The organism is Bradyrhizobium sp. USDA 4510 (assembly GCF_054059095.1).
Genome location: NZ_JBSSBT010000001.1, coordinates 4,554,512 through 4,574,208 on the forward strand (window position 1 = coordinate 4,554,512; position 19,697 = coordinate 4,574,208).

Here is a 19,697-nt window from a genome sequence, read left to right on the forward strand (position 1 = left end):
GATCGCGCCAGCACCCGGGGGGAGCTCTCACTCGCCCCTAGGTCTGCTTCAATACCGCCGGATCGGCCGGCATCTTGCGCAGCCGCTTGCCGGTCGCCGCGAAGATCGCGTTGCTGATCGCCGGCACGATGCCCGAGGTTCCGGTCTCGCCCATGCCGCCCGGCGGCTCGGTGCTCGGCACGATATGGACCTCGATCGCCGGCGCCTGATCGATGCGCAGCATCTGGTAGCTGTCGAAATTGCTCTGCTCGACGCGGCCGTCCTTGAGCGTGATCTCGCCGTAGAGCGCCGCCGTGACGCCGAAATTGATGCCACTCTGGAGCTGCGCCTGCACTGTGTCGGGATTGACCACGGTGCCGCAATCCATCGCACAGACGACGCGGTGGACACGGACCGAGCCGTCCTTGGCGACCTCGACCTCGGCGACCTGCGCGAGGTAGCTGCCGAACACGAATTGCAGCGACACGCCGCGTCCGCGCCCGGCCGGCAGCTTGCCGCCCCAGCCGGCTTTGGCCGCCGCGAGCTCGAGCGCCGCCTTGGCGCGCGGCGATTTGCCGAGCAGCGCGCGGCGGTAGTCGACCGGATCCTGCTTCGCCGCCGCCGCCAGCTCGTCGATCACGCTTTCGGTGACGAACACGTTGTGCGAGGGCCCGACGCTGCGCCAGAACGCGGTCGGAATGCCCGGTGGTTCGACCCGGACATATTCGACATGGAAGTTCGGAATGTCGTAGACGAGATCGATCGCGCCCTCGGTCGTGTCGGGATCGAGCCCGTTGCGGAACGCCGGCGGCGCCCATCGCGCCAGCACCGACGAGCCGGCGAAGCGGTTGTTCCAGGCAACCGGCTTGCCAGATGCATCGAGGCCGACCGCAATCCGGTCGCACCAGTAGGGCCGGTACATGTCGTGCTGGATGTCCTCCTCGCGGGTCCACACCACCTTGACCGGCGTATCGACCTGCTTGGCGATCTGCACGGCGCGAATGACACCGTCGACCTCGAGCCTGCGGCCGAAGCCGCCGCCGAGCAGATGATTGTGCACCACCACCTTCTCCGGTGGCATGTTCAGCACCTTCGCGGCCACCGCCTGCGCACGCGAGAGCGCCTGGCTGCCGACCCAGATCTCGCAACCGTCGGAACGCACATGCACGGTGCAGTTCATCGGCTCCATCGTGGCATGGGCGAGGAACGGCAGTTGATAGGTCGCCTCGACTTTCGTCGCCGCGCCCGCCATCGCCTTGTCGGCGTCGCCGATATTTTGCGCGACCGTGCCCGGCTTGGTGGTGGCTGCTTCGAGCTCGCGCGCGATGTCCGATGTGGCGAGCTTGGCGTGAGGGCCCTCGTCCCACTCGATCGTGAGCGCCGCCAGACCCTTCTTCGCCGCCCCCATGTGGTCGGCCACCACCGCGACGGCGTCGTCGAGCGTCACGATCTGGCGCACGCCCTTGACGGCTTTTGCCGCCGCATCATCGACGCGCTTCACCCGCCCGCCGAACACCGGCGACTGCGCCAGCGTCGCGACCTTCACCCCGGGCGGCCGTGCGTCGATGCCATAGACCGCCGTGCCGTTGATCTTGGAGGGTGTATCGAGCCGCTTGGCCGGCGTGCCGATCAGCTTGAACTCGGACGGGCTCTTCAGCGTGACATTCTCCGGCACCGGCATCTGCGCCGCGTCAGTCGCGAGTTCACCGTAACCCAGCTTGCGTCCGGAGGCCGCGTGATGCACCTCGCCGTTCTCGGCGCGGCATGTCCCCGGCTCGACGTTCCAGCGTTTCGCCGCGGCCGCGACCAGCATCGCCTTCGCGGTGGCGCCGGCTTTCCGCATCGGCTGCCAGGCGCCGCGCATTGCGTTCGAATTGCCGGTGGCCTGCACGCCGAGCAGCGGGTTGGCGTAGAGCTTGTCGCTCGGCGGCGCGTGTTCGAGCCGGACCTGCGTCAGGCCGATCTCGAGCTCCTCGGCGATCAACATCGGGATCGAGGTGTAGGTGCCCTGCCCCATCTCGACATAGGGCATGGTCAACACGACCTTGCCGTCGCCGCCAATCCGGACGAAGGCGTTCGGCGCGAAGCCGTCGGAGGCCGCCGCCTCGCTCTCGCGGCCCGCGAACGGCAGGCTCACGCTGAGCAGCAGACCGCCGCCCGCGATCGCGCCGGCGCGGAGGAAATTGCGCCGCGACAGGTCGGCAGCGCGCTCAGACAGATTGTCGATCAGCGTCATGGCTCAACCTCCCGACTGCGCGGCTTGCTTGATGGCTTCGCGAATGCGCACATAGGTGCCGCAGCGGCAGATATTGCCCGACATCGCTTCATCGATATCGGCATCGGTCGGCTTCGGCTTGCCCGCGAGCAGCGCGGAGGCCGACATGATCTGCCCCGACTGGCAGTAACCGCATTGCGGCACCTCATGCGCGAGCCAGGCGTCCTGGATCTTCTTGCCCGCCGGCGTCATGCCGACCGCCTCGATGGTCGTGATCCTGGAGTCGCCGATGCTGTCGATGGTCGTGATGCAGGAGCGCACCGCCGTGTCGTCGAGATGCACCGTGCAGGCGCCGCACAGCGCCATGCCGCAGCCGAACTTGGTGCCGGTCATGCCGAGCACGTCGCGCAGCACCCAGAGCAGCGGCGTGTCGCCATCGGCATCGACCGAATGACTGGTCCCATTGATCGTGATCTGGAAGGGCATCGTGACACTCCTGTCTGGTTCAGGCTCCGGCGAGATTGCGTCCCTCCGGGCGAAATCGGCAGCATTTCGAAGCAATCGGACGCATCATCGCGCCGATTGCTCACTTATGGTAATAAATATAGTTCCAGCACCCAATAAGTAGCGCCTTGATGCGCAGTGAAACAACCATTGGTTTATAATCATGGATCGACTGACCAGCATGTCCGTGTTCGCCCGCGTCGCCGATCTCGGCTCCTTCACCGCGGCGGCCAAGGAGTTGCGGATGTCGCCGACCATGATCGGCAAGCATATCCGATTTCTCGAGGACCGGCTCGGATCGCAATTGATCAACCGGTCGACCCGGCGGCAGGGCCTCACCGAGCTCGGCCGCAGCTATCTCGATCACTGCAAGCAATTGCTTGAACAGGCCGAGGCCGGCGATGCGCTGGTCGAGGAGGCGCTCAGCGCGCCGCGCGGCAAGCTCCGCGTGGCGACCTCGGTCGCCTTCGGGTCGTACAGCCTGGCGCCCGCGCTGGTCCGCTTCATGAAGAAATATCCGGAAGTCTCGGTCGACCTCATCCTCAGCGACAGGATGGTCGATCTGCTCGAGGAAGGGCTGGATGCGGCGATCCGGGTCGGCACGCTGACCGACTCCACCATGATGTCGCGCTCGCTGTCGCCCTATACAGGCGTGGTGTGCGCCGCGCCGAGCTATCTCGCCGAACGCGGCACGCCAACCCATCCGGCCGATCTCGCCCGCCATGAATGCCTGCGCTACCCCGGCTGGTCGGACGGGCAGCGATGGACATTCTCGGGGCCGGAGGGCGAAGTGCATGTCGATGTCGCGAGCCGCCTCTTCATCAACAGCGCGTTCGGCATCCGCTATGCGGCGCTGGCGGGCGCCGGCATCGTGCTGATGCGCGACGAGCTGCTGGCCGACGATATCGCCGCGGGACGGCTGCAGGTCCTGCTGCCGAACTACACGACGCAGAGCCGCGCGCGCCAGATCCTGTGGCCGAAGCATCGCAAGATGACGCCGAAGCTGCGCGCGCTGATCGACTTCATCGTGGAGACGTATGGCTGAGACAGATCGCCGCGGCCAAACCGCTCAACGCGACTGGCCAAGGTTGTGACATCGCGACGGAGCGCGTAGGATGAGAACGTGCAATGAGGCCGTCGCGCCGATGCCGGGCGGCTTCCGTTCAAGTGAGGCGCGACATGCTGCCTGCCGAGGTTTGGACGCGCCTTCCCATCTCGAGAATTGAATATCCGAGCGACGCCGTTGGCGGCGCGGGCCTTGACTCGACCCAGATGTCCAGCGGTCATCTCTCGGGCAGTCTCGTCTTTTCGAACTCGGACGGCATCGAGTACAGCGGGCTGATCGACGGAGGACAGCGCCGCGCCCACCGGATCGACCGGTGGACGTAGCCGAATTTAGCAGGAGATACACTGATGCTTGACTTGAAGCGTACTACGATGCTTGCAGCGTCCATCCTCACCGCCTCGATCATTGCGGCAATACCGCTTGAATCGGCGTCCGCAGCGCTGCTCGGCGCGATGCCGATCGGTAATCACGTCGCGCAATCATCCGACGTCGTTGCAGTCCGCGCGGCCGGCCGCCGTGGCGGCGCAGCGGTCGGTCCCCGCGGCGGTGCCGTCGTTCACCGTGGTGGCGCAGCCGTTGGGCCGCGCGGTGGCGCCTATCGCGGCCGCACCGCCGTCGTCGGGCCCCGCGGCAACGTCGCGGTTCGCGGCCGGACGGTGGTGGGAGGCGGCGGATGGGCGCGTCCGGGCCGGTATTACTGGCCAAGGGGCGGCGCAATCGCAGCCGGCGCTGCCATCGGGGTCGTGACGGCGGCAACGGCCGCGGCATGGGCCGGTGCCGCGCCGGCGCCCGGCATGTGCTGGTACTATACCGATCCGTCCCGCACGCAAGGATTCTGGGACTACTGCCAGTAATCGCCGTAGCGAGCGAACCGATATGAAGCCAGCGATGTCTCGCGCCTGCCCTGGCGGAGGCACCACTGGTGTTCCTCGCTACTTCGTGCTTGCGATGATCAGAAGATTATTGAGTACGGGCGTGGAGCAAAACGCCGCCACGATCGCGATATTGTAGGGGTTGTTGCTGCGCCAAAGCAGCCACATCATGAAATAGGTCAGACCGAGCTTCGGAATAAGCCACCAGGGGCCGAGCCATGTCTGAGCGACATGCATGAACGGGTTCAACTCGCCGAGGCCGAGATTCAGGATCGTGTTGGTGGTGTAGAGATCGGCGATGCCAAGAAGCAGGACGGACAGCACGAGGAGCGTCTTGGCGAGGTAACGTGGCCCCAGAATAATCTCGTAAGCAAATGCGGCGCCCCCCGGGACGTTTCGCTTGAACCACGACTGCGCGGCATCATTGGTCGCGAAAATCTTCAGATGCTCCGGCTCGCCAACGGGCTTGCTTGTGTCGGTATAGACCCAGACCTTCATTCGATTGCTCAAATATCTCTTTTCAAATCACAAAAAAGCATCATCTGCCGAGATGGTCATCTCGGGAGACCAAGGTAGCTCTGCCGTCGCCGTGAGGATAATTCCGGAGAGTGGCGTTGCGTTGGCCTCGAGGTGCCGCTTCAGGGCGGTTCAATCGTTGCGGCGCTTCAGGTCCAAGCGTCCGATGCGTTCATCAATCAGTCGATTTAGTTTCTCGTCCCGCCGTGAATTCTTCCTAAACAGCCCGCCATGCAGCCGATAGGCAAGAAGGAGCAGGACAATGGCAGTGCCCCCGAGATAGTAGGACCAGTCCATTCTTGAACCGCGCCTGGTTGCTGCAACGGCCGAAGCTTAGGGCGAGCCTGTCCTACTTGTCCAACGCTATCCCGTGCGCCGCACTTGCCCGGGCCCAAATGGATTGGCCTGATTTATGCTTGGAAATGGCCGCATACGGAGGACGCGCGATGAGGCGGGACCTTTTGGTTATTTGCGGCGGAATGCTGGCCACGGGCGCCATCGCCTGGATCCTGTTGGGCAACCCGGCGAGCGGGCCACATATGCACGGGCTCCAGACGATGTCGGCAGACCAAGACTTGAGACTCGTCTCCCAGCGAAGTCCATATATGCGGGACGAGCGCTAGGGCCGTCCCTGGCGGGTGCCTGCGAACTTCAATCACTGAGCTGCCCGGCAGCGCAAGCCCGCTCGGCAACAATATTCGATTTTTCCGAACAACGCCCAGCGGCTGTCGATTCGAATGCGTCCAGTCAGTGGGACTGAGCGTAGGGTGCAGCATTCATCAGCAGCCCCCCAAAAAGCAGGACCAGATAGAGCATCGAAAACACGAACAAGCGACGAGCAGGCCGCCTTTCCTTGTCGTCGCTCCGGCGCAACTGCCATGCGAGAAAAATCATGATCGCTCCCAGCGTCGCCGCGGCCGCGCCGTAGACGGCTCCCGCGAACCCCAGCGCACAAGGCAGCAGTGAGATCGGAACCAAAAGCACGCAATAGAGAAGAATCTGGCGCTTTGTTTCTGTCTTGCCAGCCACGACCGGCAACATCGGCACACCGGCACGGGCGTATTCTCCAGCAAGATTGAGCGACAGTGCCCAGAAGTGGGGTGGCGTCCAGAGGAAGATGATCAGAAACAGGATGAGCGGCTCGAGCCCAACATGTCCCGTGACCGCAGCCCAGCCAATCACCGGAGGGAGCGCGCCGGCGGCACCGCCAATGACGATATTCTGCGGCGTTCGGCGTTTGAGCCACATCGTGTAGACGACGACGTAGAAGAAGATAGTGAAAGCAAGCAGCGCAGCAGCGGCTATGTTCAGCAAGGTGCCGAGGGCCAGGACGGCGCACGTGCCGAGCATCAATCCGAAGGCCAATGCTTCCGGGCGCGATACGCGGCCGCTGGGAATTGGACGGACGGCGGTACGCGCCATCACCGCATCGATGTCGGCGTCGTACCACATATTGAGCGCAGCTGCGGCGCCAGCTCCCGCGGCTATGCAGAGAAGAGCAGCGAAACCGGTGAAGGGATCGATGCCGCCTGGTGCGACCATGAGACCGACCAGTGCGGTAAAGACGACCAGCGACATCACGCGCGGTTTCGTCAGTGCGACGTAGTCTCCGATGTTGGCATAACTCCGGCGAAGAATTGAACGATTGATTTGCACGAGACTAATTCCTCGTCGGTTCGAAAAAGCCATCGGCCAAAGGCCTGCTTCGCAGGGTTCCGGACGATGTGGCGAGTCCTCCGCCTTCAGGACGCTTTGCCTTGTCCAGCATGACCCACGCGGTCGTGGCCGTCCATTTCTTAGCTTGCTGACGCGAAGAACATCACCCGAAGCAGATGCGTATAGTCGGATTCGAACATCATGATCCCGACAAAAACCAGCACCAGCACCGGCGGCAACAGGATGGCGTAGGCCAACGCCAACCGCTCCCAGGCCATGTGCATGAACACAGCGACGATCAGGCCGGCCTTCAGCACCATGAACAGCAGGATCAGCGACCATCGCAGGTGGCCGTGGATACCAAAATAGTCGACGAGATAGGAGCAGGTGCTGAGCACGAACAGCCATCCCCAGACCACGAGATAGAGCTTGATCGGGTGCTGCTGGCCCTCTGCATGCGCGGCGCCCGATGCCACCGCACCATGCACATAGCTGTGTAGCGCATGCTGTGCTGCCTGCCCTTCCACATGTACCGCTGCTTCTGTCATGCGCGACCTCACCAGAGATAAAAGAAGGCAAAGATGAACACCCAGACCAGATCGACGAAATGCCAGTACAGGCCCATGATTTCGACGATCTCGTAATAGCCCTTGCGGCTCGTGAAAAAGCCGCGCCGCTCGACGTCGAAGTCTCCCCGCCAAACCTTTCGCGCGATGGCGATCAGGAAGATCACGCCGATGGTCACGTGGGTGCCGTGGAAGCCGGTGATCATGAAGAAGGAAGCGCCAAATTGCGGTGCGCCCCACGGGTTGCCCCAGGGCCGGACGCCCTCCATGATCAGCTTGGTCCATTCGAAAGCCTGCATTCCGACGAACGTCGCGCCAAATGCCGCGGTGGCCAGCATCAAGGCTGCCGTTTTGACGCGATCCCGGCGGTAACCGAAGTTGACGGCCATCGCCATCGTCCCGCTGCTGCTGATCAGGATGAAGGTCATGATCGCGATCAGGATGAGCGGGATGTGCTGACCGCCGATATTGAGCGCGAATACTTCGCTGGGGTTGGGCCACGGCACGGTCGTCGACATTCGCGCCGTCATGTACGACAGCAGGAAGCAGCTGAAGATGAAGGTGTCGCTCAGAAGGAAGATCCACATCATGGCCTTCCCCCAGGACACGTTCTTGAACGCGCGCTGGTCCGAGGCCCAGTCGGCGGCGATGCCGCGCAATCCGGGTATCGTTCCGGGCAGCGCCTTGGGGGTTGCGAGTGTGGTTTCGGTCATCGCTTCCTGCCTCGCTAGGTGAGCAACTGGCGACAGATGTCGACGAAATTGTCTGTCCAGCCCGTCAGCAGACCGAGCAGGACCAGCCAGACCAACAACAGGAAATGCCAGTAGATGGTACAAAGCTCGACGCTCAGGCGCATCTGCGTCATCGGCGCGCCACGCCACAGTTTTACGGTCGCCCTGCCGAGCGCCACCAGGCCGCCGGTCAGGTGCAGCCCGTGGAGCGCGGTGATCAGATAGAAGAAGGAATTGGCCGGATTCGACGCCATGGCATAGCCGGCGATGTTGAGCTGCTGCCACACCACGAGCTGCCCGATCAGGAACATCACGGCCGATGCACCGCCGACCAACAGGCCCGCGATCAGGCCCTCATGGTCGTCGCGGCGCGCGGCCATCAGCGCCCATTGCAGCGCCATGCTGCTGATGACGAGGACGCCGGTGTTGAACCACACCAGCCTCGGCAGCGGCAACTCGCGCCAGTCCACCATGGTGGTGCGCATCGAGTAGGCGCTGATCAGGAGCGCGAACAGCGAACCGACCACCGCGAGAAAAACACCGAGGCCGATTTTCGCCGCCGGCACCGAAGAGCCGAGATCGCCGCGAAGATCCACCGCAATGCCCTGCTCCAGCCACGGCTTGGCGGCCAGCCGTTGCTGCGAGAGCCACCATCCCGCGATCGCTGCAATCGTAGCAATGAACAGGACGATGGCACTCACGGATGGGCTCCCTGGGCCACCACCTTGGCCGGCGGTTCATTCTGCGGGATGAAGTCCCTCGCGGAACCGGGCACGCTGTAATCGTAGGCCCAGCGATAGACGACGGGGAGCTCCTTGCCCCAGTTGCCGTGCCCCGGCGGGGTCTCCGGCGTCTGCCATTCCAGCGAGGTGGCACCCCAGGGATTGCCGCCCGCCTCTTTTCCCTTGAACAGGCTCCAGACCAGATTGAACAGGAAGACGAGCTGAGCGAAGCCGACAATCAGCGCCGCCACGCTCATGAACGCATTGAGGTCATGGGCGGAGGCCGGGACGAACGAGGTCTCGCCGATGTCGTGATAGCGGCGCGGCATCCCAAGCAGGCCGAGATAGTGCATCGGGAAGAATACCGCATAGGCCCCGATGAACGTCACCCAGAAGTGGAAGCGTCCGAGCGCGTCATTGAGCATCCGCCCGGTGACCTTCGGATACCAATGATAGATCCCGCCGAACACGGCCATGATCGGCGCAATCCCCATCACCATGTGGAAGTGCGCGACGACGAACATCGTATCCGACAGTGGAACGTCGACGACAACGTTGCCGAGGAACAGCCCGGTCAGGCCGCCATTGACGAAGGTGACGATGAAGCCGAGCGCAAACAGCATCGGCACAGTTAGATGGATGTCACCGCGCCAAAGGGTCAACACCCAGTTGTAGACCTTGATCGCGGTCGGGACCGCGATGATGAGCGTCGTGGTGGCGAAGAAGAACCCGAAATACGGGTGCATGCCGCTGACATACATGTGGTGCGCCCACACGACGAAGCTCAGCGCCCCGATCGCCACGATCGCCCAGACCATCATGCGATAGCCGAAGATGTTCTTGCGCGCGTGCGTACTGATCAGATCCGAGATGATGCCGAACGCCGGCAGCGCGACGATGTAGACTTCGGGGTGGCCGAAGAACCAGAACAAATGCTGGAACAGGATCGGGCTGCCGCCGCCATACTTGGTCAGCTGGCCCATCTCGACCAGTGTCGGCATGAAGAAGCTGGTTCCAAGGAGGCGGTCCAGCAGCAGCATCACCGAGGCCACGAACAGCGCCGGGAACGCCAGGAGGGCCATCACGGTCGCGGTGAAGATGCCCCACACCGTCAAGGGCATGCGCATCAAGGTCATGCCGCGTGTGCGGGCCTGCAATACTGTTACCACGTAATTGAGCCCGCCCATCGTGAAGCCGATGATGAACAGGATCAGCGAGGCCAGCATGAGAACGATGCCCCAGTCCTGCCCGGGGGTACCGGAGAGAATCGCCTGGGGTGGATAAAGCGTCCAACCGGCGCCGGTCGGCCCGCCCGGCACGAAGAACGTCGCGGCCAGCACCAGCACCGCGAGCAGGTAGACCCAATAGCTCAGCATGTTCACGTAAGGGAAGACCATGTCCCGCGCGCCAACCATCAGCGGGATGAGGTAGTTGCCGAAGCCGCCAAGAAACAACGCCGTGAGCAGGTAGATCACCATGATCATGCCGTGCATGGTAATGAACTGAAGGTACTGGTTGGCATCGATAAAGGAGAACGTGCCGGGAAACCCCAGTTGCAGCCGCATCATCCACGACAGCACCAGCGCGACCATTCCGATCGACATCGCCGTGATCGAGTACTGGACGGCGATCACCTTGGCGTCTTGCGAAAAGACGTACCTCGTCCACCAGCTGTGCGGATGATAGAGCTCGACCTCACCTACTTCGGCGGGCGGGATGCCTGCGACCTCATCAAACGGGATATCGACCATCGGAATACCCTCCTTGGTCTTCCGCTCAGCGACGAGTTCACTTCATCTCCGGCCGATCATCCGGCCGATCCTCGTCGGCATGTTCATTCGCTGCCAGTCTTGTACGCGGCCTTCGCGACGTTGCGCTGGCCGGACAAGGCGGCGAACGTGTGCTGCTTGTCCAGCCACGCGTGATATTCCTTCTCTTCTTCCACGACGACCTTGCTGCGCATCTGTGCGTGCGCGGCACCGCAAAGCTCCGCGCAGAGGACGTCGAAGGTTCCGGTCCGGGTCGGCGTGAGCCAGTAGTAGGTCACCGAGCCAGGGATCATATCCATCTTCGCCCGGAACTCGGGCACGTAGAAATCATGCAGGACGTCGATCGAGCGGAGCAGCACCTTCACCGGCTTCCCGACCGGCAGATGCAGATCCTCGTTTTGCACGACGATGTCGTCCTGCCCGTTCGGATCATTGGGATTCAACCCGAGTGGATTGTCGGAGCTGATCAGGCGCGCATCTGACGTGCCGAGCCGGCCGTCCTTTCCCGGAAGCCGATAACTCCACATCCACTGTTGTCCGACGACCTCGACGTCGGTCGCGTCGGCGGGAACGGTGACGAACTGGTGCCAGACGATGAGGCCCGGCGCCAGCATGGCGACGACGCCGATCGCGGTGCCGATGCTGAGCCACCATTCGAGCTTCTTGTTCTCGGGATTGTAGTGGGCGCGCCGTCCCTCGGTGTGGTGAAAGCGCAGGACGCAATAGGCCATGAACACGATCACCGCGCAGAACACCGCTCCGGTGATCCAGAATGTCAGGTTGATCGTGTGGTCGATATAGCTCCAGTTCGAGGCAATCGGGGTCCACCACCAGGGGCTGTAGAGGTGGAACAGCACCGAGGCGACGGCAACCAGGAGCAGTAAAATCGCTACAGCCATCCCTCATTCCTCCTTGCCATTGAAGGCTGCGGAGACGAACGAAAGGGCGGAGCTCACGTCAGAGGGATGGTCTCACGTTCACCATCACCGTGGCTTTTGCCTCGCCCATTCTGCCGGTCGCGATGCTGGGACATGACAAAAACTCAACGTCACGGCCGCAACCTCATCGGAGCTGGGGGCGTCAAGCATCAACATGGTACCCATCGAGCCAGACGTCAATAGAGGAGTAATGCCCGCCGCTGTCCGGCGCGTGTTGGCGGGAATGCATTGGATGCCGCGAACACTGATCGACCCTCCCCAATCGCATGGTGCATCGCAAGACCTCGTTTGTGCATCTGCACAATTCTCCCGACCGCATTCGCCACCTTGCTTCTGCCGCGCATCGGACTAGTTTTACTTGACCGGTTGCGACAGGCGTCGTCCGGCAAGCTCCTTCTGGTTGAATCTGATTTGCCGGACTCAGTCGCGATTTTCGCGCATGAGGCGGATGTGCGTGTGTTGATGGCGCTCCGTTCCCCTGCGGCCACAAGCAAGGAGACCGGAACCATGACCACGGTGTTCGCACGACCCAAGCTGCAATTGTTTGGCGTCTCTACCGCCTTCGTCGTTCGCAAGATCAGCCTTTCCGACCTGGGCGACGCGTTGCGCCTCGGCTGGGAAGACTTCAAGGCCATCCCGACCCACGCAATCGTCCTGTGCGTGATGTATCCCGTGCTCGGACTTGTCCTGTTCAGACTTGTGCTTGGCTATTCGGTGCTGCCGCTGCTGTTTCCGCTCGCCGCCGGCTTCGCCCTGATCGGTCCTTTCGCCGGCCTCGGCCTCTACGAACTGAGCCGACGGCGCGAACGCGGAGAGGAGCCAGGAGCCTGGGATGCGATGCAGGTGCTGCGCGCGCCGTCGTTCGGCGCCATGTTCGAACTTGGCGTTCTTCTGTTCGTTCTGTTCGGGGTCTGGATCGCCACCGCGGACGCGATCTACATCATGACGTTCGGTTATGCGCCGGCTGCGAGCATCCCTGATTTCGCAAAGCGTGTGTTGACGACGCCCGAAGGCTGGTCGCTCATCATCGTCGGATGCGGCGTCGGCTTCCTTTTCGCCTTGGTTGCCCTATGCGTCAGCGTCGTCTCCTTTCCACTGATGCTCGACCGTCATGCGACCGCGATCGATGCGATCCGCACCTCGATACGGGCCGTGATGATGAATCCAATTGAGATGGCCGCGTGGGGATTGATCGTTGCGGTATTGCTGGCGGTGGGCTCACTGCCATTCTTCGTCGGTCTCTGCGTCGTTCTGCCGGTGCTTGGTCATGCGACCTGGCATCTTTACAGGAAGGTGGTCGAGCCTGACCGGAATCCTCCGCAAGAAGAGCCCCGCCCGCCGATCGGTCACCGCTATGCGGCCGATTTCCCGGCCTCCCTCTTCCCGTGGAGCCGTGAGCGCTAAGCGTTTTCGCGCGAAGCATGTCGCGCAATTCAGTGTCGTCCCGGCCTAGTGCGCAATTGCGCACGGGGGCCGGGACGACGAAGGTGGATGTCGGCCGTGTCACACTATCGATGTCGTCCTGGCGAAAGCCCATAGGCGCTAAAATAGGATTTGCGCCTTGGATTCGCTTGTGATTCCAAGATGGAATGGCACACGAATCGCTTGTGAACAAAGATTGGGCGCGCGTTGTCGCCCGACTTGGCGGAGCCGAGGCTCTGAACATTAGCGCGCGCAAGACGAAGGCGTTTGTCCGTCCGCGGGAGATCAGCAATGCGGTCGACTTGCTGCGCCTGATCTTGGCTTATTGCCTTGGTGAGAAAGGGCTGCGGTTGACGGCGGCATGGGCCACGTCGGTTGGGCTTGTCGATATCTCCAACGTGGCTCTGTTGTATCGCTTACGTCAGTGCGGAGATTGGCTGGCAATCTTGGTCGAGCAGGCGCTTGCCGACGCGGCGCCGAAGGCGAGCCGCGGTCGTCTGATCCGTATTGTTGACGCCACGACGGTCCCCAAGGCTGGGACGAGCGGCAGGAACAAGAACGCAGTGTGGCGTATCCATAGCGCGTTCGATCTTCCGCAGGAGCGCTTTGGTCACTTCGAACTGACCGATCAGCGAGCGGGCGAGACGCTGGATCGGATACCGGCGGTTGCCGGTGAGATCCGTCTTGCCGATCGCGCCTATCTGCAACCGGAGCGCATGGCGCATCTCGTCGATGCCGATGCAGACTTCGTGATCCGGGCCGGCTGGAAGAGCGCGCGCTGGCTCGATGCCGAAGGTAATCTTGTTGACCTCACTGCCGAACTGCGCAACGCCTCGGCGCGTGGCCTGATCGATCGGCCGATTTGGATAAAGCGCAAGTCAGGTGCGCCGCCGCTCGCAGTGCGTCTGGTTGCCGCGAAGAAGCCGGCGCAAGCTGCTGCGGCTGCGCGACGCAAGGCGCGCCGGACTGCACAAAAGGGAGGTCATCAGCTCTCCAGGCAAACACTTGACGCCGCAGATTGGGTGATCCTGGTGACCTCACTCAGGCCAGAGGACTTCACGACTGCAGATATCCTCGCCCTCTATCGGCTGCGATGGCGCATTGAGCTCGGCTTCAAGCGGCTGAAAAGCCTGATTGGCCTGAAGGGACCTCCCGGAACCGACGAGCGGTCCGCCAGACCCCATATCCTCGCTCATCTGCTGATCATTCTATTGCTCGAGCCGCTCGTCGACGAACTCGAAGACTCTCCCCGCTTGGCCGACGCCGCCTGACCCACCCAGTGACGTGGCGTCTGCTGCGCCAGCTCGTCGTTTCGCTACGGCAAGCGATCATTCCACAGCCCGCAATCGCTCTACTCTGCAGAGCCAGTCACGCTCTCCGGCGACATCTACGCGAGCCACCCAGACATAAGCGCCACTATCAGACTATGATCAAACTATCTTAGCGCCTATGGGCGAAAGCCAGGACCCATTACCCCAAACGGAATTTGTTGCGCGACGCCGGGGCCGCGATCCCGTTCACAATCGAATTTGGTGGTTATAGGTCCTGGCTTTCGCCAGGACGACGACCGTATTTGCAGCGACGGCGCAATCCACACCGCCACATCCCCTTACCTCATCAGCGCCTCGACCTCCTTGCGGAACGCCTGGCGCGAGCCGTCGCGGGAGTAGAACATGTGGCCGCCGGGATAGACCGCGAGCCTGGTGCGGCCCGGGCCCGCGAAGGCCGGCAACTGATCGAGGATGATCTTCGAGGCGAAGTACGGCGTGGCGAGATCGAACAGGCCGTGGCCGACCAGGAGTTTCAGGTTGGGGTCGAGCGCCAGCGCCTGGCGAAGCTGCGTCACCGACTCCGCCGGACTGATGCCGTGACCGAACTCCCAGGCCTTGTTCACGCTTTCGCTGAGCAGATGATAGGAGCCGTCCGGCCGCCAGTTCAGCTTGCGCGTGGTGAGGTCGACGGCGGCGCTGGTCAAGGGCGCCATCAGCGGATCGCCGGACGGATCGTTGAAACGGAAATAGCTGGAATCCGGATAAGGATCGAAGCCCTCGATGGAGGCGTCGTAGCGGCCGGTCACCTTGCCGTTCTTGCGATCGAACTCGCGGCGGAATTCGCCGATGTCGAAACGGCCGGCGAGCCTGCGGCTCACCACCTGATCGATGCCGGTCAGGCTAGCGACCTTGTCGGCGAGCCGCGTGGTGGCCTCGGTGTCGGCCTGCCCCTTGACGAGGTCGAGCAGGAAATCGCCGCGCGCGTAGCTCTCGACGTCGGCGAGATCCTCACGCGTCACCGGGCCCTTTGCCTGTCGCGCGACCGCCGCCATGGTCGGCAGGCTTGCGACATATTGCAGGAGGCTGGAGCCGGTATATTCGCGGAAATCGAGCACCGGCGAGATCAGCACCAGGCCGCGGACGCCGACGCCCTGCTGCATTTGCAGATTGCGCACCACCTTGGGCCCGCGAATGCCGCCATAGCTTTCGCCGACGAGATATTTCGGCGAGGTCAGCCGGTCGTATTTCTCCAGCCAGCGGCGGATCACCAGCGCGACCGAATTGGCGTCGCCGTCGACGGTGAAGAAGCGCTTGCGCGCCTCCTCCGAGGTGGTGACAAAGCGGCTGTAGCCGGTGCCGACAGGGTCGATGAAGACGAGATCGGTGAAATCGAGCCAGGTATCGGCATTGGCCTGCAGCTCGGGCGCGGCCGAGGACACCGCGCCGTCGAACGGCAGCCGCCACGGCCCGACATTGCCCAATTGCAGCCAGGCCGACGCGGAGCCCGGACCGCCGTTGAACAGGAAGGTTACCGGCCGATTCGCCTTCTCGGCACCGTCGAGTTGGTAGGATGTATAGGCGATGTCGGCGAGCGGCTCGCCCTTGTCGTCGAACACGCGGATCGAGCCCGCGGTCGCGCTGAAGTTCAGCGTGCGGGAAGGCAGCGCGACCGATTGCTTGGTCGTGGAGTCCGGCGGCAGGCGGTGCTGCTCGGCGGTCGAGCCGCTGGCCGCAGCGTTGGCGCCGGAGCCGGCCTCGCCGCCGCGTCCTGCCCGCCCCTTCTGGCCGCTCGGGTTCTGGCCACCTGGGCTCTGGCCGCTTGGGTTCTGGCCGCTTGGGGCCTGCGCGCTCGGCGACGGCGATGGCTGCGGGACGTCATCGTCGGCTCGCGCCGCGGTCGCAAGACAGGCCACCAGCAACGCCGCGGCGAGCCGTGTCGCAAGACTGTTAGCCATATCGTTCACTCCCTGCGCCCCGATTTACGCAATCCAGCAACAAACTGCGCTAGTTTGGCGGCGCCGGCGTGGCATGCGGTCCGTTCCCGGACCATCTCGACAAGGCCGCCCGGGATGTATAGACGAGCGCGGCGTGTTCCGTGCCAAACGAGTTCGTGAGCGAATGGCCAGCTCCAAGCGGTATGACAAGATCGCCTTCGTCGCCAGCGCGAGCGTGGAAGCGCAGTCGGCGCTCGAGCAGCTGACGGAAATGTACGGCAACCATCTACCCGCGGATGCCGACGTCGTGGTCGCGCTCGGCGGCGACGGTTTGATGCTGCAGACGCTGCACGCCAACATGCGCAGCGGCAAGCCGATCTACGGCATGCACCGCGGCACCGTCGGGTTCCTGATGAACGAATATTCGACGCATGATCTGCGCACCCGGCTTGCCGCCGCGCGGGAGTCGCTGATCAATCCGCTGCTGATGCGCGCGACCGACATCCACGGCGCCGTGCATCTGCATCACGCCATCAACGAGGTCGCGCTGTTCCGGCAGACCTACCAGGTCGCCAAGTTGCGCATCCTGATCGACGAGCACGAGCGGATGCCCGAGCTGATGGCCGACGGCATCCTGGTGGCGACGCCGGCCGGATCGACCGCCTACAACCTCTCCGCCCAGGGGCCGATCCTGCCGATCAACGCGGCGCTGCTGGCGCTGACCCCGATCAGCGCGTTCCGGCCGCGGCGCTGGCGCGGCGCGCTGCTGCCGAATTCCGCCTTCGTGGTGATCGAGGTGATCGAGGGCGAGAAGCGCCCGGTCGCCGCGGTCGCCGACCATGACGAGGTCCGCGACGTCCGCCGGGTCGAGGTGCTGTCCGACAAGACGATCGCAATGCGGATGCTGTTCGACCCCGGCCACTCGCTGGAAGAACGCATCCTGCGCGAGCAGTTCGGCTACTGACGGCGTCTGCCTCCTTGCCCGGCAACCAATCATTAACCCCGGGCGGGATATGGTTAACGTCGGGTAATACCGCATTGGCCCGGTATGCCCTATCAGGGCCGGACCATGTATCGCATCGATTTCAACAAGCTGCGATTTTTGATTTGCGACGACAATCCGCACATGCGCCGCATCCTGCGGACGCTTTTGCATTCGTTCGGCGCGCGCGAGGTGTATGAGGCCGAGGACGGCGCCACCGCGCTCGAGATGTACACGCACTACGTGCCCGACATCGTCATCACCGACTGGTCGATGCCGATCTTCGACGGGCTCGAACTTGCGCAGATGATCCGGCAGCCGGAATCCAAGGGTAATCCCTACGCGCCGATCATCATGCTGACCGGACATTCCGAGAAGCGTCGCGTCACGGTGGCGCGCGATGCCGGCGTCACCGAATTTTTGGCCAAGCCGATCTCGGCCAAGGGCCTCTACCAGCGCATCATGAACGTGGTCGCCAACCCGCGCCCGTTCATCAAGACCAAGACCTATTTCGGCCCCGACCGCCGCCGCAACACCACCAACACCTATATCGGCCCCGAACGCCGCGGTAGCGGCGAGGTCGAGGTGCTGCAACAGCCGTCGCTGCTCGAAAAGGCGCGCTCGGCCATCTAGGATACCGCCATGGCGAAAGACAAACCCGGGACGATCGAAGTCAAGAGTTTCGGCACGCACCACGTGATCACGCAGCCCAATCCGCTGCGCAAGATGCTGCTGCGCGTCCCCGAGAGCGATCTCGACGATCCGGTCGGCCGCGCCGAAAAGGCGCTCGCCGGGCTGTCGGGCGAGTTCAAGGAGTGGATGACGATCGAGGCCGACCGCCTCTCCGCCGCGCACGCCACCGTGCTGCGCGAGGGCTTCAGCGACAAGACGCGCGAGGAGCTGTTCCGCGCCGCGCATGACATCAAGGGCGATGCCGCGACATTCGGCTATCCGTCGGCCGCCGCAGCCGCGGAGAGCCTGTGCCGCATCATCGAGCACGCGCCGGATCTCGGCGCCGTGCCGCCGCAGCTGATCGCCCACCACATCAACGCCGTGCAGGCGATCGTGCGCAACCGCACCAAGCTCGACACCGCAGTCGTCGCCGGCGTGCTGAGCAAGCAGCTCCGCGGCATCGCCGATGAATTCCTGACCCACGCCAACCGCGACCGTCCCGAACACCTCGAGGCGATCCTCGCGCCGAGCATCGTGCCCGGCGAATAGCCGCGCGGCCGGCTGCTCGCGTTGCGCAGCCCACTCAAGCATCCATCGATGGGAAGGAAGCGCGGCCCTCAGGCCGCGATGAGATCGTCGTCGTAGGGCAGCACCGCGATGGCGTCTTCCGCGGCGAGCTCCTCGCAGAACATCCGTGCGTCCTCGCGGGCCGATTCGGTCGCAAAGCGGCGCAGCAGGATCAGGAGCGGCTCGGCCGCCGAATGATCTGTCTCGCAATGCGTCAGCACCCGCTCCACCATGCGGCGATGCAGCCGCGCCGCGCCGTCACCGCTGTCGACATAGCCGACCTCGTGGCTGGCCTCGAGCGCGACGCGGAACGCGGCGTAGGTGGATTCCGGCAAGCCGGCGCGGCGCAGCAGCGCCTGCAGGCCGTTGCCGCCGCGGTCGTTCAACAACGCGGAGACGCGGCCATAGGGCAGTCCGGAGAGTTCAGCGAGCGCCGCCCCGAACAGATCGAGATTGCCCGACAGCAGCGCGCGCAGGATTAACCCGGCGGTCAATTGCCCGGTGGCGCGCAGATGCGTGATCAGGTTCTGCATGTCGTCGCCGAAGGCGCGCGCGGCGATGTTCACCGTGGAGCGTTCCCTGGCCTCGCCGGCAATCCGGTCGGCGCGATCGGCACCGAGCCAGTTTCGCGTGACGACGAACTGCGCCAGCGTGTCGGAGAGCTTTGCGACCAGCGCCAGCCGCGTTGCCGACGGCAGGTCCTCCAGCTGCAGCATCGATTCCCTGATGGCGGCGAGATGGCCGTGGCGTTCGACGATGCGATCCCAGGAGAACGGCGCGAGGCCGGCGCAAGGATTTTCGATCAGCTCGAGCGCGGCGGCCGCCGAGCCGACCTCGGCAATCGCGGCGGCGACGGAGGCCGGCAGATTGGTGCGGCGCGCGATCGCGCACTGCATCTCGTCGGAGCCAGTGGCGACGATGTCGACGAGGTCGGCATCGATCAAGAGCGGTGAATGTTCCAGCACCGGCAGCGCGATCGCCGGCTGGTCGGCCGACAGCGCCTGCACGATTGCGGCGGGTGCGTCCGCGCTGCGCGCGAACACCTCGGCCATCGCCTGCCGCACCAGTGGCGACGGGTCGTCGAGCAGCATCAGCAGCGCGCCTTCGGCTGCGATGCGGTCGTCCTCGGTGAGATCCGAGATGAGCCAGGCCCGGGCCAACGCCCGCGTTGCCTCTGCTCGCTCACCTGCTGGAGCGGTCCTAATCCAACTAATAAACTGCCGAACGATCATGGTCCTTCCGGCTTACGCAACGAAACGGCATCGACATACGACGCCACCACAAGGAAAAATAAACCATGACGCTTAACAAAGGG

At 63.7% G+C, this 19,697-nt stretch carries 20 protein-coding genes; 8 read left to right on the forward strand and 12 right to left on the reverse strand.

The window, feature by feature from the left end; all coding sequences use genetic code 11:
• Window positions 1–37: 37 nt before the first annotated feature.
• Entirely contained in the window at window positions 38–2,215 is a 2,178-nt protein-coding gene (locus ACVMDN_RS21070) for a xanthine dehydrogenase family protein molybdopterin-binding subunit (RefSeq protein ID WP_141339749.1), read from the reverse strand.
• Window positions 2,216–2,218: 3 nt separating this feature from the next.
• Window positions 2,219–2,680, reverse strand: a complete 462-nt coding sequence (locus ACVMDN_RS21075; RefSeq protein WP_057019645.1) for a (2Fe-2S)-binding protein — start codon at window positions 2,678–2,680, stop codon at window positions 2,219–2,221.
• A gap of 181 nt (window positions 2,681–2,861) precedes the next feature.
• On the opposite strand from ACVMDN_RS21075, the gene ACVMDN_RS21080 reads away from it, so the two are divergent.
• From ACVMDN_RS21080 to ACVMDN_RS21090, 3 genes are all read left to right on the forward strand, one after another.
• The gene (locus tag ACVMDN_RS21080; RefSeq protein WP_057019646.1) at window positions 2,862–3,743 is read left to right on the forward strand and encodes a LysR substrate-binding domain-containing protein; all 882 of its coding nucleotides are present in this window, start codon (window positions 2,862–2,864) and stop codon (window positions 3,741–3,743) included.
• Window positions 3,744–3,877: 134 nt separating this feature from the next.
• On the forward strand, window positions 3,878–4,087 hold the full coding sequence (locus tag ACVMDN_RS21085; protein ID WP_456835019.1) for a hypothetical protein: 210 nt from the start codon (window positions 3,878–3,880) through the stop codon (window positions 4,085–4,087).
• A gap of 24 nt (window positions 4,088–4,111) precedes the next feature.
• Entirely contained in the window at window positions 4,112–4,618 is a 507-nt protein-coding gene (locus ACVMDN_RS21090; protein ID WP_076831596.1) for a hypothetical protein, read from the forward strand.
• A 78-nt stretch (window positions 4,619–4,696) separates the two neighbouring features.
• Here ACVMDN_RS21090 and ACVMDN_RS21095 read toward each other — a convergent pair whose 3' ends face one another.
• From ACVMDN_RS21095 to ACVMDN_RS21130, 8 genes are all read right to left on the reverse strand, one after another.
• On the reverse strand, window positions 4,697–5,134 hold the full coding sequence (locus tag ACVMDN_RS21095) for a DUF5658 family protein (RefSeq protein ID WP_057019648.1): 438 nt from the start codon (window positions 5,132–5,134) through the stop codon (window positions 4,697–4,699).
• Window positions 5,135–5,284: 150 nt separating this feature from the next.
• The gene (locus tag ACVMDN_RS21100; protein WP_168856726.1) at window positions 5,285–5,449 is read right to left on the reverse strand and encodes a hypothetical protein; all 165 of its coding nucleotides are present in this window, start codon (window positions 5,447–5,449) and stop codon (window positions 5,285–5,287) included.
• 450 nt (window positions 5,450–5,899) lie between these two features.
• A complete protein-coding gene (locus ACVMDN_RS21105) occupies window positions 5,900–6,808 on the reverse strand; it encodes a heme o synthase (protein WP_456814524.1) in 909 nt (302 codons plus the stop codon).
• A 140-nt stretch (window positions 6,809–6,948) separates the two neighbouring features.
• Window positions 6,949–7,356 (reverse strand): cytochrome C oxidase subunit IV family protein, encoded by a 408-nt coding sequence (locus tag ACVMDN_RS21110; protein ID WP_050384760.1) that lies wholly within the window; start codon window positions 7,354–7,356, stop codon window positions 6,949–6,951.
• A gap of 8 nt (window positions 7,357–7,364) precedes the next feature.
• Complete coding sequence (locus ACVMDN_RS21115; protein WP_057019651.1) at window positions 7,365–8,087, reverse strand: heme-copper oxidase subunit III family protein; 723 nt, start codon at window positions 8,085–8,087, stop codon at window positions 7,365–7,367.
• A 14-nt stretch (window positions 8,088–8,101) separates the two neighbouring features.
• A complete protein-coding gene (locus tag ACVMDN_RS21120; RefSeq protein ID WP_229189347.1) occupies window positions 8,102–8,806 on the reverse strand; it encodes a cytochrome c oxidase subunit 3 in 705 nt (234 codons plus the stop codon).
• The gene (ctaD, locus tag ACVMDN_RS21125) at window positions 8,803–10,578 is read right to left on the reverse strand and encodes a cytochrome c oxidase subunit I (protein WP_456835018.1); all 1,776 of its coding nucleotides are present in this window, start codon (window positions 10,576–10,578) and stop codon (window positions 8,803–8,805) included. The genes ACVMDN_RS21120 and ctaD overlap by 4 nt, the downstream gene beginning before the upstream one ends.
• Before the next feature lie 83 nt (window positions 10,579–10,661).
• A complete protein-coding gene (locus tag ACVMDN_RS21130; protein WP_076831602.1) occupies window positions 10,662–11,495 on the reverse strand; it encodes a cytochrome c oxidase subunit II in 834 nt (277 codons plus the stop codon).
• 546 nt (window positions 11,496–12,041) lie between these two features.
• Between ACVMDN_RS21130 and ACVMDN_RS21135 the strand changes: the two genes are divergently transcribed.
• Together ACVMDN_RS21135 and ACVMDN_RS21140 are read left to right on the forward strand one after the other, a co-directional pair.
• On the forward strand, window positions 12,042–12,938 hold the full coding sequence (locus tag ACVMDN_RS21135) for a DUF2189 domain-containing protein (RefSeq protein ID WP_026192934.1): 897 nt from the start codon (window positions 12,042–12,044) through the stop codon (window positions 12,936–12,938).
• A 203-nt stretch (window positions 12,939–13,141) separates the two neighbouring features.
• The gene (locus tag ACVMDN_RS21140) at window positions 13,142–14,227 is read left to right on the forward strand and encodes an IS4 family transposase (protein WP_456835017.1); all 1,086 of its coding nucleotides are present in this window, start codon (window positions 13,142–13,144) and stop codon (window positions 14,225–14,227) included.
• 338 nt (window positions 14,228–14,565) lie between these two features.
• Here the strand turns inward: ACVMDN_RS21140 and ACVMDN_RS21145 are convergent, their stop codons facing one another.
• Complete coding sequence (locus ACVMDN_RS21145; RefSeq protein WP_076831605.1) at window positions 14,566–16,182, reverse strand: S10 family peptidase; 1,617 nt, start codon at window positions 16,180–16,182, stop codon at window positions 14,566–14,568.
• A 163-nt stretch (window positions 16,183–16,345) separates the two neighbouring features.
• Here ACVMDN_RS21145 and ACVMDN_RS21150 point away from each other — a divergent pair, with 163 nt between their 5' ends.
• From ACVMDN_RS21150 to ACVMDN_RS21160, 3 genes are all read left to right on the forward strand, one after another.
• Window positions 16,346–17,125, forward strand: a complete 780-nt coding sequence (locus ACVMDN_RS21150) for an NAD kinase (RefSeq protein ID WP_028336174.1) — start codon at window positions 16,346–16,348, stop codon at window positions 17,123–17,125.
• 105 nt (window positions 17,126–17,230) lie between these two features.
• Window positions 17,231–17,776, forward strand: a complete 546-nt coding sequence (locus tag ACVMDN_RS21155; RefSeq protein ID WP_028336173.1) for a response regulator — start codon at window positions 17,231–17,233, stop codon at window positions 17,774–17,776.
• A 9-nt stretch (window positions 17,777–17,785) separates the two neighbouring features.
• Complete coding sequence (locus ACVMDN_RS21160) at window positions 17,786–18,364, forward strand: Hpt domain-containing protein (RefSeq protein WP_016843908.1); 579 nt, start codon at window positions 17,786–17,788, stop codon at window positions 18,362–18,364.
• A 68-nt stretch (window positions 18,365–18,432) separates the two neighbouring features.
• Here the strand turns inward: ACVMDN_RS21160 and ACVMDN_RS21165 are convergent, their stop codons facing one another.
• Window positions 18,433–19,614: a DUF2336 domain-containing protein gene (locus ACVMDN_RS21165; protein ID WP_076831608.1), complete on the reverse strand. Its 1,182-nt coding sequence runs from the start codon at window positions 19,612–19,614 to the stop codon at window positions 18,433–18,435.
• Window positions 19,615–19,697 lie beyond the last annotated feature (83 nt).

Coding starts and splice junctions, on each gene's coding strand:
- ctaD (WP_456835018.1), bottom strand. CDS start 10,578: ATGGTCGATATCCCGTTTGATGAGGTCGCAGGCATCCCGCCCGCCGAA.
- ACVMDN_RS21165 (WP_076831608.1), bottom strand. CDS start 19,614: ATGATCGTTCGGCAGTTTATTAGTTGGATTAGGACCGCTCCAGCAGGT.
- ACVMDN_RS21095 (WP_057019648.1), bottom strand. CDS start 5,134: ATGAAGGTCTGGGTCTATACCGACACAAGCAAGCCCGTTGGCGAGCCG.
- ACVMDN_RS21160 (WP_016843908.1), top strand. CDS start 17,786: ATGGCGAAAGACAAACCCGGGACGATCGAAGTCAAGAGTTTCGGCACG.
- ACVMDN_RS21090 (WP_076831596.1), top strand. CDS start 4,112: ATGCTTGACTTGAAGCGTACTACGATGCTTGCAGCGTCCATCCTCACC.
- ACVMDN_RS21150 (WP_028336174.1), top strand. CDS start 16,346: ATGGCCAGCTCCAAGCGGTATGACAAGATCGCCTTCGTCGCCAGCGCG.
- ACVMDN_RS21145 (WP_076831605.1), bottom strand. CDS start 16,182: ATGGCTAACAGTCTTGCGACACGGCTCGCCGCGGCGTTGCTGGTGGCC.
- ACVMDN_RS21085 (WP_456835019.1), top strand. CDS start 3,878: ATGCTGCCTGCCGAGGTTTGGACGCGCCTTCCCATCTCGAGAATTGAA.
- ACVMDN_RS21080 (WP_057019646.1), top strand. CDS start 2,862: ATGGATCGACTGACCAGCATGTCCGTGTTCGCCCGCGTCGCCGATCTC.
- ACVMDN_RS21155 (WP_028336173.1), top strand. CDS start 17,231: ATGTATCGCATCGATTTCAACAAGCTGCGATTTTTGATTTGCGACGAC.
- ACVMDN_RS21100 (WP_168856726.1), bottom strand. CDS start 5,449: ATGGACTGGTCCTACTATCTCGGGGGCACTGCCATTGTCCTGCTCCTT.
- ACVMDN_RS21070 (WP_141339749.1), bottom strand. CDS start 2,215: ATGACGCTGATCGACAATCTGTCTGAGCGCGCTGCCGACCTGTCGCGG.
- ACVMDN_RS21110 (WP_050384760.1), bottom strand. CDS start 7,356: ATGACAGAAGCAGCGGTACATGTGGAAGGGCAGGCAGCACAGCATGCG.
- ACVMDN_RS21075 (WP_057019645.1), bottom strand. CDS start 2,680: ATGCCCTTCCAGATCACGATCAATGGGACCAGTCATTCGGTCGATGCC.
- ACVMDN_RS21130 (WP_076831602.1), bottom strand. CDS start 11,495: ATGGCTGTAGCGATTTTACTGCTCCTGGTTGCCGTCGCCTCGGTGCTG.
- ACVMDN_RS21135 (WP_026192934.1), top strand. CDS start 12,042: ATGACCACGGTGTTCGCACGACCCAAGCTGCAATTGTTTGGCGTCTCT.
- ACVMDN_RS21115 (WP_057019651.1), bottom strand. CDS start 8,087: ATGACCGAAACCACACTCGCAACCCCCAAGGCGCTGCCCGGAACGATA.